Origin of the sequence: Methylobacter sp., assembly GCF_004322395.1 — a bacterium.
Classification (GTDB): Bacteria; Pseudomonadota; Gammaproteobacteria; order Methylococcales; family Methylomonadaceae; genus Methylobacter_A.
The window spans coordinates 1-13719 of sequence record NZ_SCTW01000067.1 but is presented as its reverse complement, the minus strand read 5'-3'; the positions used below and the strand labels follow the sequence as shown (position 1 = coordinate 13719).

Here is a 13719-nt window from a genome sequence, read left to right as displayed (position 1 = left end):
CTTTAAACTTCTTAATCAAGCTCGTAACATCGCTTATACAACCTACCTGAATGTGTTTCACCTTGAGTCTTGTAGATTGGTTGGTGTGCTCATTTATGAACCAAATGCGATATAATGCAATTCAACCGAATTCCAAACGAGTGCAAGGCCATGAGCATTGATTATCACAACATGATTACCATTGAGCCCGGCAAACGTAGCGGTAAGCCGTGCATTAGAGGTTTACGGATTACTGTTTATGATGTGCTTTCCTGGCTGGCCGATGGCATGAGCCGTACTGAAATTGTTGAAGATTTCCCGGAATTAACGGATGACGATATTACCGCCTGCTTACAATTTGCAGCCGATAGGGAGCGGCAATCCGTAATCATCAAAGCTTTATGAAGCTATTGCTTGATGAAAACCTGTCACGGCGAATCATACCGTTCATCCAAGACAGCTATCCAGGTTCAACTCAGGTGACTTTGATCGGTCTGGAGCATGTCAATGATAGTGTCATTCGCCAATATGCCATTGATAATGGCTACATCATCGTCACTCAGGATGCGGATTTCTATGAAATGGGCCTGATTCATGGCCAACCACCCAAGATTGTTTGGCTCAAGATGGGCAATCATTCAAAAACGACAACTATCAAAACCTTGCTAGACAATAAGCAAGCCATTGAACAAGCTTTAATTATCGACAATAAAGCCTGTATTGAGATTGTATAGGTATGCGCCCAATACGCTACACTATTGTGTCCTACATATTACGTATTACCATATTAAAAGCATTGCAGTTTTAAAGATCCGAAATGTCGGGTGTCGGGTATAAACAGCACGCCCGAGCTACATAACTAAAAGGCCTTACGGATCTATGACTTAATTATCGTAGCAACTGTTGATAATCCTCTGGCGAGGCGCAATTCCCTCGTTGAAAACTAATTTTCTTTCCATTTGGAGATGTGCATTTTATCAACGCCGTATTGGATTCAGATCTTTCAAGCAAAGGTTTTACAGCGGTTTCTGGAACTCGGGTATCATTCGGTGACGCGCATTTTCCGCGCTGAAGAGTGCTTGACTTGCCATCTGAAGAGGTACATCTGATAAGTTCAGCCTTAGCTTTTCTAGTGGATAAAGGCTCGACAGCCTCTTCCTTTTTAATAGATTCTGGATTAACAGCAAGATTTTCATACAAAGGCTTTTGTACGGGAAGCAATGTTCTGACATCGTTTGGCGACGGACACTGCCCATGACGAACAGTCGTTGTCGTTGAACCATTGCCATTCGAGGATTCACATCTGAATTGCTCCACAATGGCACCTCTAGCAAGCAACAATTCGGCAATGTCTTTCTTCCGAACTCTATCCAATGGGCTTCCGCCGAAATTTGTTTCGGCATTTACATTAGCCCCTTTATCCAAAAGACGCTCAACAACATCAATTGTTCCGTAAGAGGCGGCTACATGCAGCGCAGATTCGCCTTTATTTGACTGAATATTAACGTCAGCCCCTTTAGCTATTAGTAAGTCGGCGATCGTAATATTTTTTGGTACAGCGCCAGAATAAGAGGCGTTAAGCTTTCTAGGTCCTTGGCGTTAATGTCTGCTCCTCTTGCCAACAAAGGCTCGACAACATCCTGCTTCCCTTCTTTCACTGCAAAATGCAACGGGGTCTGTCCCTTCTCCTTATCCATTGCATTGACATTCGCATTGTGCGCCATTAACAGCTCAACAAGTCCTTTGCTTCCTAACTTCGCAGCCAAATGCAAAGGAGTTAATCCATCATTATTCTTGGCATTGACATCCGCGCCATTCAACACCAACAGCATGGCGATATTTTCATTGCTACTATACTCAGCCCAAAGCAAGGGAGTCCATTTATCATTATTTGTGGCGTTAACATCTGCTCCTTTCTCTATCAGAAATTCGGCAATGTTTTGTTTTCCTAATGAAACCGCAGGATACAAGGGAGTTGAGCCATCCTTATTTCTTGCATTGATATCAGCCCCTTTTTCCAGCAGTAGCATGATAACGTCTGTCCCACCATCAATCACGGCGTAATACATCGGGGTCCAGCCGAGATAATCCTGAGCATTGATAACCTCCCCCTGAGCAAGCACGATACTTATTTGCGACGTGTTCCTCGCCTTTATAGCTTTAACCAACGAAGCATTATCATCCGCACGAGCAATTGCGGATAGAACCAATAAAACCATCATGATTTGGAAATTTTTCATTATTTATTATCCAAGTTTGCTAACTTTAATTTAGATGCCCAAACCGGTGTCTAAGAAAGCTTTAATATAAAGTGCATAACATATATGTCCAGTTTCGTATTCTAACTCATAGTTTCGGTATATCTCGCAATCAACTATAGCCCTACACAGGTCAAAGTTGATTGCGAAGAGCTCTCCCGCATACCTCACACTATTATTTTGTTCCATTCATTACAATACCTAAAAAAATGACTGTTGAGTTTGAAACAATTCCGTCCGCAAGTCAAAATAATATATTTATATATCAATAAGATAATATCATTGGCATGACCTGTGCACTTGCTTTGAGTAAATGCAACTTACGAGGCCAATGCGATGCAATTACCAGTATTAAACGATGCCCCCGCGGCGAAAAAAGGCGGCTGCTCAGCGAGCTCTTGCGGTTCAACCGATAATCAAATGGATTCATTGCCCGATTCGATACGGGAGAAGGTACAGAATCATCCCTGCTATTCGGAAGACGCCCACCATTATTTTGCCCGGATGCATGTCGCGGTCGCTCCAGCTTGCAATATCCAGTGCCATTACTGCAACCGTAAGTACGATTGCGCCAATGAATCACGGCCCGGCGTGGTATCCGAACTGCTGACGCCGGATCAAGCGGTTAAAAAGACTATGGCGGTGGCGGCCAATATTCCGCAAATGACGGTGTTAGGCATTGCCGGTCCCGGCGACCCTTTAGCCAATCCCGAACGCACCTTTGAAACGTTCCGCCGTTTAAGCGAAGAAGCGCCGGATATTAAGTTGTGCGTATCAACAAACGGCTTGTCGCTGCCCGATGCGGTGGAAGAATTGTCCAAGCACAATATCGATCATGTCACGATCACGATCAACTGCGTTGATCCTGAAATCGGCGCGAAAATTTATCCGTGGATTTACTGGAAAAACAAACGCATTAAAGGCGTAAAAGCCGCAAAAATCCTGATCGAACAACAGCAAAAAGGCCTGGAGATGCTGATTGCCAAAGGCATTTTGGTGAAGGTCAATTCAGTGATGATTCCCGGCGTAAACGATCAGCATTTGGCCGAAGTCAGCAAGGTTGTTAAGTCCAAAGGCGCATTTTTGCACAACGTGATGCCGTTGATTGCTGAAGCCGAGCATGGCACTTTCTACGGCGTGATGGGACAACGCGGCCCTACTCCCGATGAACTGCAAGACTTGCAAGACAGCTGTTCCGGCGATATGAACATGATGCGGCATTGCCGCCAATGCCGCGCCGATGCGGTGGGTATGCTCGGCGAGGATCGCGGCGACGAGTTTACGCTGGATAAAATCGAAGATATGGAAATCGATTACCAGGCGGCGATGGAAAAACGTAAGGTGATTCATCAAGCCATCCAGGCTGAAATGGACAGCAAGCGTTTGGAAAAAGCCGAAAAGGCGCAGCAGCATAAACAAGAGCCCAAGCTGACCACGCGTCCGGTACTGATGGCGGTAGCAACCAGCGGTCAAGGCGTGATTAACATGCATTTCGGTCATGCCAAAGAATTCCTGATTTATGAAGCATCGCCGGATGGCGTGCGCTTTATCAGTCATCGCAAAGCCGATCAATATTGTGGCGGCGATACGACTTGCGGCGACGGCGAAAGCACTTTGCAAGTGACTATCCGAGCGTTGGCTGGCTGCGAAGCGGTGCTTTGTTCGAAAGTCGGCTATGAGCCTTGGGAGCAGTTGGAAGCGGCCGGCATTCAACCGAACGGCGAACATGCGATGGAGCCTATCGAGGAAGCCGTGATGGCGGTTTACAAGGAGATGGCTGCTGCGGGTAAGTTGGACGATAAAACTGAAAGCGTCAGGGCGAGTGCTTAGCGAGTTTCGCTCGTTCCCAAGCTCCAGCTTGGGAATGCCGTTTTGGAAGCTCTAGCTTCCCGGAATACTGAAAGCTAGAGCTTTCTGCACTGGGTTCCCAAGCTGGAGCTTGGGAACCAGAGAACGAATATTTTTCAGGAGCTTATTATGGCAGTAAAAATTATTGAATCCTGCGTCAATTGCTTTGCTTGCGAACCTGTCTGTCCGAGCAAAGCGATTTACGAAGCTAAACCGCATTTTTTGGTCAATAGTAAAAAATGCACCGAATGCGAGGGGGATTTTCCGGTCTTCCAATGCGCCAGCATTTGCCCGATTGAGGGTGCGATTCTGGACTCGTTAGGCTTGGCGATTAACCCGCCCGGCTCTTTAACGGGTATTCCGCCGGAAAAAATGGCGGAAGCGATGGCCGAGCTGCAATCGCACTAATAAAGGGTATCCCGGTGGCTACTGTCTATTTCTATGAAAAGCCCGGTTGTGCCAACAATACCCGGCAAAAAAAATTGTTAGCCGGTGCCGGCCACCAGGTTGTGGCGCTGAATTTATTAACCGAAGCTTGGCAAGAGAACCGCCTGCGTACTTTTTTCGGCAATCTGGCGGTACGGGATTGGTTCAATTACAGCGCCCCGGCAATCAAACACGGCGAGATTGATCCGGATAAGCTATCGGAACAACAAGCTTTGGCACTGATGCTTGAGAACCTGTTATTAATTCGCCGCCCGTTAATGCAGGTTGGCGATACCGTAATGGCGGGATTCGATCAACAGGCGGTAGATAATTGGATCGGCTTAAAAGAAACCAATACCCATCAGGATATTGAAAGCTGCCATCGCCCGCTTATATCAGCAAGTTGCGGTCATGAGTAGACCACCTGTCTTAACTGTTGATGACGTACCGCAAGCCGTTACGCTATCCGAACGCGTGCATTGGATTGGTGCGCTCGATCCCTCGCTGCGCACCTTCGATATTATTTTAAAAACCGCCAACGGTACCAGTTATAACGCGTATATAGTTAGGGGCACCGAAGGCGTTGCGATTATTGATACGGTCAAAGAAAATTTTGCCGATGATTTTTTTGCCCGTTTGGAGTCGGTTGCGCGTTATGACGAAATTAAAGTCATCGTCCTGAATCATCTGGAACCCGATCATACCGGTGCATTGCCCGAACTGATGCGCCGCGCGCCGCAAGCTCAACTTTACATTTCCCAGAAAGCGCAATCCATGCTCAAGGCCCTGTTGAAGCAGGATGCATTTGACTTTACGCCGGTAATGACTGGTGACAAGGTCTCACTGGGCGATCGCACCTTAACGTTTTTCCACACCCCTTATTTGCATTGGCCTGATACCCAGTGCACATATTTGATTGAAGAAAAAACTTTGTTTTCAGGCGATGTGTTTGGCTGTCATTTTTGCGATTCGCGGCTGTTTAACGATGAAGTCGGCGATTTTCGCTTTTCGTTTGAATATTACTATGCCCATATCATGCGGCCGTTTAAAGAATATGTAAATCGGGCGCTGGTTCTGATTGAGCCTTTGCTGCCGCTAAACAAAATTCTGCCTGCGCATGGTCCCCTGTTACGCGACCAGCCGCAACGATATGTTCAGCGCTACCGTGAATTATCGACAGCGGCGTTACAAAGCAAGATCAGTGTCAGTGAAAAAACCCTGTTGATTTTTTACATCAGCTCTTACGGCAACACTCGGCGCATGGCCGAAGCGATTTATGAAGGCGCAATGACCGTGGAGCATGTGCGCGTCTCTTTATACGATCTGGAAGGCAGCGAAATAGCGCCGTTTGTCGATTTAATAGAAGGCGCTGACGGCCTTCTGTTCGGTACGCCGACCATTAACGGCGATGCGGTTAAACCGGTCTGGGATTTGTTGTCGTCTCTGGCCGTTATCAATCTCAAATCAAAACTGGGCGGCGTGTTCGGCTCATACGGCTGGAGTGGAGAAGGCGTGAAAATGGTTGAAGATCGCTTACGCGGTCTCAAATTGCGTGTGCCCATTCCGGGAATACGTATTAAGTTAATTCCGACTGAAGAGGAAATTCAAATCTGTCGCGAATTCGGGCATGCAATGGCACGCGATCTAATGGGTTTAAGACAAGCCAAAACGATCGATATGGCCGATCTTGCCTAATATTTTTTAACACATCAGGAGAGTAGCAATGGCGAAAGCGTCAATTACCTTTGAAGATATTAATATCACCGTTTCAGCGCCTGCGGGTACCCGGGTGATTGAGATTTCCGAAAAGGTCGGTTCAGGTATTACTTACGGTTGCCGTGAAGGCGATTGCGGTACTTGCATTATGAAAATAACCGAAGGCTGGAATAATCTGACTGAACCGTCTGTGCTTGAAGATAAGGTCCTGCGCGAAAATATGGCCGGTAAACATAATCGGCTGGCTTGTCAGGCACAAGTGCTGGGCGGAACGGTTAAGGTCCGGCCGGTTTAAAAACATAGGCTTCTTATTCCCGCGCTTTTGTGTCGTAGAATTTCCCTTAATGAGGAAATGGTGGCATTTCAGACCTTCCAGGTTTTTAAAACCTGGAAGGTCATAGCTTGAATCAATGAAAGTGGCGCTTTTTTATGGGAATACGAAACAAGAATAATCGCCGGCATGCTCTCCCATGCGGCAACTTAACAAGTTTATTTATTAAGGAGCAAATCATGGCTTTAGTTACTTTTTCAAATCCCGAATACCGGGATAAAACCGTCTATGCCGTAGCGGGCAGTCATACAGAAACGCTACTAAAACTGGCGCGGGAAAACAAAATTCCGATTAATTATGAATGCGAGGACGGCGAATGCGGTACCTGTCTGGTAAAAGTCAGCAGCGTCGATAAAAAGCACCAACGTATGGGCGGTCCTTTAACCGAAAAAGAAAAATCAGTACTGCAATCCAGCGGCAAAATCAGCAAAGAAGAAATGGAGCGAATGATTGTCGATGATTTACCATCGCCCTGGCGTTTAGCTTGCCAGATGATAGTCAGGGATGAAGATATTCTGGTCGAATATTAACTATGTCTGCCGCGCTTCAACTCCATGATGACCGGGAACAAATCTATTCCCGGCTGACGTCAAAGTCCTTGCTTACGTCTAGCATGACGTCGCCCAATCATGAATGGTTGGCTTGTATGACGGCCAGCTGGTGTGCCGGGCAGGGCGTTTTACCTGACTATATGGGGTTGGAGTTCGAGCAGTTTAATGAGTTAACAAACCATTTTTTTTCCGGCAGTAGCATTCCGAGCCACGCGCTATCAGGTAGCAAGCTTGACTTTAGCCGAATGCTGGAAAAAGATGATCTGGTTAACCTACTCAAGCATTTCAGTAACCCGGATATTATCGAAATAGACTGGGTCATAGGTATTCTCGTAGCCGGTAGTCTTGGTAGCGATCACTTATGGCAGGATTTAGGTCTTTGGTCGCGCTCGCAATTGAGCGCCATGCTGCAATACAACTTCCCCGAATTAGCCGCAAAAAACGACAAGGACATGAAATGGAAAAAATTCTTGTATAAACAGCTTTGCGAAGCGGAAGGATTGTATCTGTGTCGCGTACCTTCTTGCGAGGTATGTATTGATTATTCTAAATGTTATGGTTCTGAGGAATGAACTTAAGGACGTCACTTAAGTTCTCCCGTTTTCTCCGATTTTTTAGTGATCTAAAATATTAATGAAACGGACAAGTAAGTGCTACCAGCCGATGAACATTTATCAGGTCTTGTGATTGGGCTTTATTCATCCAACGCAAGACGCAGAGGAATCATGGCCGAAAAATCGAAGCCGTGCCTTTGATAAAAACGTTGTGCTGAGATATTAGCGCGGTCTGTGAGCAAAGTAATACGTTTACAGCCATTTAGACGTGCGAGTTGAATGGCTTCTTCTAGGAGTCGAGAGCCTATACCAGTACTCCGAGCGTTGAAGCTAACCACCATGTCTTCCAGTAGCGCAACGCGATCGCCAAGAGCGGTCGATACCGTATAAAGAAGATTAACCATGCCCAAAATTTGGTTGTCTCGACGGGCGACAATGATAAGTCCAATATCCGGGTTGCTAATGATGCGATCCAAGCCACGGCTTTGTGCTTTTTGATCTGATTTGAAGTCTGCTTCTTGAGAAAATAAGATATCCAGCAACTCACAAAGCGCAGGGATATCTGAAATATTTGCAGGAGTAATTTGTATTGGCGAGTCTATTATTTCTTGATACATAATTCGAGTGGGCTAAATTTGTAACTTAGTATGAATATCGACAACAGATTCTACCTTATTAATAAGAGCCCAATAACAGCATCGTGCTCAAAGCGCACTTGGAAAAACAGATGGTTTTCTTAGCCATAGGGATTAATTGAGATCAAACGGTCCAGCACATTTCACCAGAAGTTAAAGCGTTGACACATCAAAATTAATAAGCGCGACTTTATTGGTTTTGCACAGAATTGAAGAGATGGTAACGATTCTTGCCCGATTGCTTGGCAACATACATAGCTTGGTCGGCATGGCTTAACAGCCCGTCCGCATCACTATCGTCACCAGGACAAATGGTTATCCCGATGCTGGCAGTGAGAAAAAATGGCTGATCCTGAACAAGAATTGGCCGAGCAATGATTTCAAGCAGTCGCTTCACGGTGACGATACATTTCTCCGCATGATGTAAATTCGGTAATAGAACGACAAATTCATCTCCACCTAGACGGGCGCATGTGTCACCTTTACGCAAGATGCTCTCAATGCGCCGGGCAATTTCGATGAGTACTTGGTCACCGGCTTGATGTCCCAAGGTATCGTTAACCGGCTTGAAACCATCGAGGTCCAGATAGCAAACACCCAACATTCCCCCCTCACGTTTGGATTGAGCAATTGCCTGCGCCATACGGTCAGCCAACAGAATCCGGTTGGGGATTCCTGTCAGTGCATCATAATGGGCAATGCGCTGCAATTCTTTTTCGTGTTGTTTTAGCAGGATTTGATTACGCACCCGCTGTAAGACAATGGCGGGATTTATGGGCTTGGTTATGTAATCCACTGCACCCAGTTGCAAGCCATGGCTTTCGGATTCCTTGTCGAACTCGGCAGTTACAAAAATAATTGGAATATGACGGGTAAGTATATTTTCTTGCAGCTTTTGACAGATTTCGTAACCATCCATCTGCGGCATATTGACATCAAGCAGAATGAGATCGGGATGCGGTGAATGCTTTGCAATATCCAGTGCCCTGACCCCATTGCCGGCCACTTTAATTTGATAATACTGCTTTAGCAATGAATCTAATATTTCCTGATTGACGCGGGTATCGTCGACAATCAGGATAATGGGGTGCGGGTGTTGATCTGATGTTTCAATTTTTTCATTTGAAAAATCTATGACTGTATTCAGGACTTGTTGGGCCTTAGGATAATCGGTGTCCAAAATGTATTGGGTCAATGCTGTATATTCCGCCTGTTTATCATCCGGAAAAAGTAGTTTGAATTGGGTGAGTAGCTGGTCGCTGATAAAGCTATCGTGGGCAAGCAGCCCCATCAATTGCTGAAGCGTCGGCACATCGCCGGGCGGTACTTCAGGCGACGAATGAGTTAGCGTAGCGGACAGGGTGCTTATTGTTTTATCGGATATTCGGATCCAATCGGCTAATGTCGTGTCGTTAAATTTTCCGCTTTGAAGTTGGGCATTTAACACGGTGCATGCTTGATGAAATTCCTTGGCGCCAAGATTACCGGCTATTCCCGTGAGCGCATGTAATTGTTTATGTGCATCAACCAGATTTCTATATTCGATTTGGGTCGCGATGATGGGGGCTTCGATGACAAGCTGTTCCCGAAACGCGCCTAGTAAGCGCCCTAATTTTTCCTGGTTGCCATGTAGCGCAGACATAATGCCTTTTAGTTCAAAGCCGGGCAGATCGAACCAAGCTTCTTTGTGAGTTGGAATTGGAGCGTATTGGATGGATTGGTCATCAATGGGTCGAACCCAGCGCGCCAAGGTTTGGAAAAAGGTATCCCAATTAATTGGCTTGACAATATGATCATTCATGCCGCTGGCAAGACAGAGCTCTCGATCTTCGGGCATCGCGTTGGCCGTCAAGGCTATAATAGGCAGATCGGCAAAACGCGAGTCGGCACGAATGAGACGACTGGCTTCAAAACCATCCATCACCGGCATCTGGCAGTCCATTAGTACCACCGAGTAATCGTTTCTACTAATCATTGAAACGGCTTCTTTGCCGTTTATGGCAACATCCACTCGAATGCCTTCATGACTTAGTACTTCCAGCATCACTTCCTGATTGATAAGATTATCTTCCACCAGAAGCAGATACACATTGTTCAGCACCGGGTACTTGTCCGGCGTGATAGTTGGCGGCGGTAGCGATTTAAGTTTACTTTCGTCCTGTAGACCCAAGGTAACGGTAAAATAAAAGGTGCTGCCGACCCCCAAGCAGCTTTCGATGCCGATAGCTCCCCCCATGGCCTCGACCAACTGCTTGCTGATGCTCAACCCCAATCCGGTACCGCCATATTTGCGGGTAGTTGAGTTATCGGCTTGATTAAAAGCACTAAATAACTGGCTTTGTTGCTCTTCATTCAAACCGATGCCGGTATCGATAACACTGAAGCGTAGATGCGCTTGTTTTGCCTCAGTGCCCAGCAACTGCACACGCACTGTTACCTTTCCCGCATCAGTGAATTTGATAGCATTGCCCAACAGATTGAGCAACACCTGCCCCAACCGGAGCGAATCGCCAATCAATGCGGTCGGTACATCCGGTTCTACCTCAAAGCTCAGTGCTAATTGTTTGCTGTTTATCAGCGGCGACATGATATCGGCTAAATATTCCATGACCGGTTCAAGCATGAATTCGGTATATTCCAGTTTGAGTTTTCCAGCTTCGAGTTTGGAAAAATCTAATATGTCGTTGAGGATACCCAACAACCATTTGGCCGAGGTATTGATTTTATCCTGATAATTGCGCTGTTTTGGCGTTAAATCGGTTTGCAACATCAAATGAGTCATACCAATGATGGCGTTCATCGGTGTACGAATTTCATGGCTCATGTTAGCCAAAAATGAGCTTTTGATTTGTACGGCAGCTTGAAGATCCTTTGTGCGTTCTTGAATTTTAACTTCAAGATCTCTATTAAACTTGAGAATTTCATCCTCTCTCTTCTGAATACGCTCCATGAGTAAGTTGAAGGCCTGATATAAATGGCTGATTTCATCCTTCCGATGTTCAGAATATACGATTGTTTCGTATGCGCCGGGGTCTTTTGCGATGCGTCGAGCATGGCGCTCAAGCTGTTCAATCGATGCCATAACAAAACGCCGTAACATAAGCGCCATGACATAACTACATAGCACCGCAATCAGTATCACGGAGAACATAAAGTATTGCTCCTGGCGCTGATCCTGCTTGAATTCATCAAGACGGAAGGCGCCTTTTAATGTCCCCAATTTTTCAAGCTTATGACTGACCGTTACTGCAAAATACAGCCGGCTATTCTGCCAAAGCCATTCCTGTTTGATTTCCGGCAACGGCGTGGTAGCTGCGTAATTAGATGGATCGTAATCTATCAAAATCTGTCCGTTAGTGTTTTCCAGTCGAACATAGACGATACGAGGATCTTGCCACAGTTTACTCAATTGTTCTTCTGCACCCTTCTTATCGTCAAACACTAAGGGCAGGACAGTATATTCGGCTACCAGCTTGACAAGAGCCAAATTATTACGAATAAAGTCCTGGCGTTGTTGCTCATATTTTTGCCAATACAAAAAACTTGAGATAGTGGCAACCGTTATGACAACGATGACCATAATCACCCATAATATTTTGCGTTTTAATGGCTGAAAAAGTAGCCACTGCTTAAAACTAGTCAACAATGCGTGATTCCTTTAATAAATGATAACTGACTTTAAAACCGCTATTCGTTAACGCTTTTCGATTAACTTCCAAACGCAGCCGATTATCTTCAATAAAAAATCCTAAATGCGCACCTAGAAGGACGGCATTCTTTTCTTCGGCAACGATAAGGATAGGCTGGTTACGGATTATTTTTAGAATATCAGCTAAATCATTAGTTTGTTCTTCATCTAAGTATATAGCCTGGCAACCGTTGAATTCTGTCATGTTATTAACAATAAACACATTGACCGGTTTATCATTAATAGAGCTATTTTCATAATAAGTTTGTATTGCAGAGAGTAAAGGAGTCTTATCGATAACACATAAGGTAAATTGCTCATGCGTCCAAGGAGGCCATTCAATGAAACGGACGATTTTTTCTATCATGGAGGCGCGAATAAGCTCGCTCGTATCAACTGCTTCGGCACGGTTAAAGGCAAAGCAAAAGACAAGCATTGATAGTATACGTACAATGGTTGAGCGTATGTTCAAAACAAACTATTCTTTGGTGACAAGTTAAGTTTCAAAATGGCCTTATAGCTTAATAGCTTAATAGCTATTTCATAAAACAGCATTATTTTTGGTTATGCAAGTTATCTCAAAAGGTATTTAGTAAAATCGCGCCACGGGGATTATGTATTCGAAATACCCCCCATCTACGCGAAAAATACCTGATTTTTTAAAGTTAAAATTTATTTTTATACACTAGCTTAAAAAATGATTACACACTTGTAAGTGTCTGTTTAAATTATCGAATCAATACTAAAATATTTCTACCACCACATAGAAAAAGTAACGTTAAGTCATGTTAAAAACCCATTTCGCCAGTTAAAATAAACTATCTAACAGGCTCCTTGGTAAATATATTTGAGTAAGTAAATGCTTCGTTATATTTGTAAAGAATATACTTAATTCTACAGTGGATTTACCTCATTAAAAATCCAATTTTATTTTAAAATAAACGCTGCGTTCCACCTCGGAGTTATATAGCTTTGTAGCAGTATCTCTCAAAAACTGTAACTGTTGTTTGTCCAAAAGATTTTGCCCTATCACACTTAATTCAATATTACGATTGGCTCTCCAGGCAACACGTGCATCCATATTAACGTAGGCGCCAATATAAGTAGACTTAAGCTTATCGACATAACGCATCCATAAATCGATCTTCCAATTTTTATGGACATCCCAACCGGATCTGAGCGACAGCATTTGCTCCGGCGAATTAACAAATACTGGAAGAGTAAGAGAAAGTGTATCTGTACTGGTGTTTTTCAATCGCAAAGCGGTTTCAGCATAACTGTAACCGGCATTAATGCGCCACCAGGGATTTAGATACCAATTAGCCGATAAATCTAACCCGTAGACATGTCCTTTCATTTTATTGTCAAATTCAAACGGGACTACACCGCGAAATGGATTCTGGAGAAAAAAGATATCTTTTTGCTCAAAGGTTCGTAAATCATCATAATCATTAAAGAAGGTAGCGATATCCAGCTGTATTTCACGACTAAGTTGAGATCTATAACCCAACTCATAGGAAATAAGCTTTTCGCTATTAAAACTCTTATTTCCTGCAATATTGATAACGATAGGGATCCCCCCCTCATCACGAATATGTGGCTGGAACGTCGAATCCTGGTCACTGATTGATGGAACTTTTACAGAACGAGAAATAGCTCCCCAAAAGGTATTGTTTTGATTAACTAGCCAAGTCATCCGCGCGGTCGGTTGAATTTCAAAACCAGTAAAATCA

15 protein-coding genes are annotated in these 13719 nt (G+C 44.7%); 9 read left to right on the top strand and 6 right to left on the bottom strand.

All coding sequences use genetic code 11. From position 1 onward, the window contains the following. The first annotated feature begins 150 nt into the window (after window positions 1–150). Together EPO18_RS09905 and EPO18_RS09900 are read left to right on the top strand one after the other, a co-directional pair. The gene (locus EPO18_RS09905) at window positions 151–384 is read left to right on the top strand and encodes a DUF433 domain-containing protein (RefSeq protein WP_181050132.1); all 234 of its coding nucleotides are present in this window, start codon (window positions 151–153) and stop codon (window positions 382–384) included. After that, the gene (locus EPO18_RS09900) at window positions 381–713 is read left to right on the top strand and encodes a DUF5615 family PIN-like protein (protein ID WP_292433201.1); all 333 of its coding nucleotides are present in this window, start codon (window positions 381–383) and stop codon (window positions 711–713) included. The genes EPO18_RS09905 and EPO18_RS09900 overlap by 4 nt, the downstream gene beginning before the upstream one ends. Before the next feature lie 154 nt (window positions 714–867). Here EPO18_RS09900 and EPO18_RS09895 read toward each other — a convergent pair whose 3' ends face one another. Together EPO18_RS09895 and EPO18_RS09890 are read right to left on the bottom strand one after the other, a co-directional pair. After that, entirely contained in the window at window positions 868–1479 is a 612-nt protein-coding gene (locus EPO18_RS09895; RefSeq protein ID WP_292433202.1) for an ankyrin repeat domain-containing protein, read from the bottom strand. A gap of 23 nt (window positions 1480–1502) precedes the next feature. Next, window positions 1503–2219, bottom strand: a complete 717-nt coding sequence (locus EPO18_RS09890; protein ID WP_292433200.1) for an ankyrin repeat domain-containing protein — start codon at window positions 2217–2219, stop codon at window positions 1503–1505. A 354-nt stretch (window positions 2220–2573) separates the two neighbouring features. Between EPO18_RS09890 and nifB the strand changes: the two genes are divergently transcribed. From nifB to EPO18_RS09855, 7 genes are all read left to right on the top strand, one after another. Next, window positions 2574–4067: a nitrogenase cofactor biosynthesis protein NifB gene (gene nifB, locus EPO18_RS09885; RefSeq protein WP_292433199.1), complete on the top strand. Its 1494-nt coding sequence runs from the start codon at window positions 2574–2576 to the stop codon at window positions 4065–4067. Between the two features lie 147 nt (window positions 4068–4214). Beyond that, window positions 4215–4493: a 4Fe-4S dicluster domain-containing protein gene (locus EPO18_RS09880; protein WP_292433198.1), complete on the top strand. Its 279-nt coding sequence runs from the start codon at window positions 4215–4217 to the stop codon at window positions 4491–4493. Between the two features lie 14 nt (window positions 4494–4507). Further along, window positions 4508–4930, top strand: a complete 423-nt coding sequence (locus EPO18_RS09875; RefSeq protein WP_292433197.1) for an ArsC/Spx/MgsR family protein — start codon at window positions 4508–4510, stop codon at window positions 4928–4930. Continuing rightward, window positions 4923–6206 (top strand): FprA family A-type flavoprotein, encoded by a 1284-nt coding sequence (locus tag EPO18_RS09870; protein ID WP_292433196.1) that lies wholly within the window; start codon window positions 4923–4925, stop codon window positions 6204–6206. The genes EPO18_RS09875 and EPO18_RS09870 overlap by 8 nt, the downstream gene beginning before the upstream one ends. Before the next feature lie 28 nt (window positions 6207–6234). Then, complete coding sequence (locus EPO18_RS09865; RefSeq protein WP_292433195.1) at window positions 6235–6522, top strand: 2Fe-2S iron-sulfur cluster-binding protein; 288 nt, start codon at window positions 6235–6237, stop codon at window positions 6520–6522. 215 nt (window positions 6523–6737) lie between these two features. Then, window positions 6738–7088, top strand: coding sequence for a 2Fe-2S iron-sulfur cluster-binding protein (locus EPO18_RS09860; protein WP_292433194.1), 351 nt, complete (start codon window positions 6738–6740; stop codon window positions 7086–7088). Between the two features lie 2 nt (window positions 7089–7090). Then, the gene (locus tag EPO18_RS09855; protein WP_292433193.1) at window positions 7091–7681 is read left to right on the top strand and encodes a nitrogen fixation protein NifQ; all 591 of its coding nucleotides are present in this window, start codon (window positions 7091–7093) and stop codon (window positions 7679–7681) included. Between the two features lie 122 nt (window positions 7682–7803). Here EPO18_RS09855 and EPO18_RS09850 read toward each other — a convergent pair whose 3' ends face one another. The 4 genes from EPO18_RS09850 to EPO18_RS09835 form a co-directional block, all read right to left on the bottom strand. Beyond that, complete coding sequence (locus tag EPO18_RS09850) at window positions 7804–8280, bottom strand: GNAT family N-acetyltransferase (RefSeq protein WP_292433192.1); 477 nt, start codon at window positions 8278–8280, stop codon at window positions 7804–7806. A 208-nt stretch (window positions 8281–8488) separates the two neighbouring features. Beyond that, on the bottom strand, window positions 8489–11944 hold the full coding sequence (locus tag EPO18_RS09845) for a response regulator (protein ID WP_292433191.1): 3456 nt from the start codon (window positions 11942–11944) through the stop codon (window positions 8489–8491). Beyond that, on the bottom strand, window positions 11934–12458 hold the full coding sequence (locus EPO18_RS09840; RefSeq protein ID WP_292433190.1) for a YfiR family protein: 525 nt from the start codon (window positions 12456–12458) through the stop codon (window positions 11934–11936). The genes EPO18_RS09845 and EPO18_RS09840 overlap by 11 nt, the downstream gene beginning before the upstream one ends. A 441-nt stretch (window positions 12459–12899) precedes the next feature. Further along, window positions 12900–13719 (bottom strand): TonB-dependent receptor domain-containing protein (locus tag EPO18_RS09835; RefSeq protein WP_292433189.1); only part of this gene is annotated, 820 nt, incomplete at its 5' end.

Bases quoted from the DNA above. Each gene is read 5' to 3' on its own strand.
- EPO18_RS09905 (WP_181050132.1), top strand. From the start codon at position 151: ATGAGCATTGATTATCACAACATGATTACCATTGAGCCCGGCAAACGT.
- EPO18_RS09900 (WP_292433201.1), top strand. From the start codon at position 381: ATGAAGCTATTGCTTGATGAAAACCTGTCACGGCGAATCATACCGTTC.
- EPO18_RS09890 (WP_292433200.1), bottom strand. From the start codon at position 2,219: ATGAAAAATTTCCAAATCATGATGGTTTTATTGGTTCTATCCGCAATT.
- EPO18_RS09850 (WP_292433192.1), bottom strand. From the start codon at position 8,280: ATGTATCAAGAAATAATAGACTCGCCAATACAAATTACTCCTGCAAAT.
- EPO18_RS09860 (WP_292433194.1), top strand. From the start codon at position 6,738: ATGGCTTTAGTTACTTTTTCAAATCCCGAATACCGGGATAAAACCGTC.
- EPO18_RS09880 (WP_292433198.1), top strand. From the start codon at position 4,215: ATGGCAGTAAAAATTATTGAATCCTGCGTCAATTGCTTTGCTTGCGAA.
- EPO18_RS09865 (WP_292433195.1), top strand. From the start codon at position 6,235: ATGGCGAAAGCGTCAATTACCTTTGAAGATATTAATATCACCGTTTCA.
- nifB (WP_292433199.1), top strand. From the start codon at position 2,574: ATGCAATTACCAGTATTAAACGATGCCCCCGCGGCGAAAAAAGGCGGC.
- EPO18_RS09870 (WP_292433196.1), top strand. From the start codon at position 4,923: ATGAGTAGACCACCTGTCTTAACTGTTGATGACGTACCGCAAGCCGTT.
- EPO18_RS09855 (WP_292433193.1), top strand. From the start codon at position 7,091: ATGTCTGCCGCGCTTCAACTCCATGATGACCGGGAACAAATCTATTCC.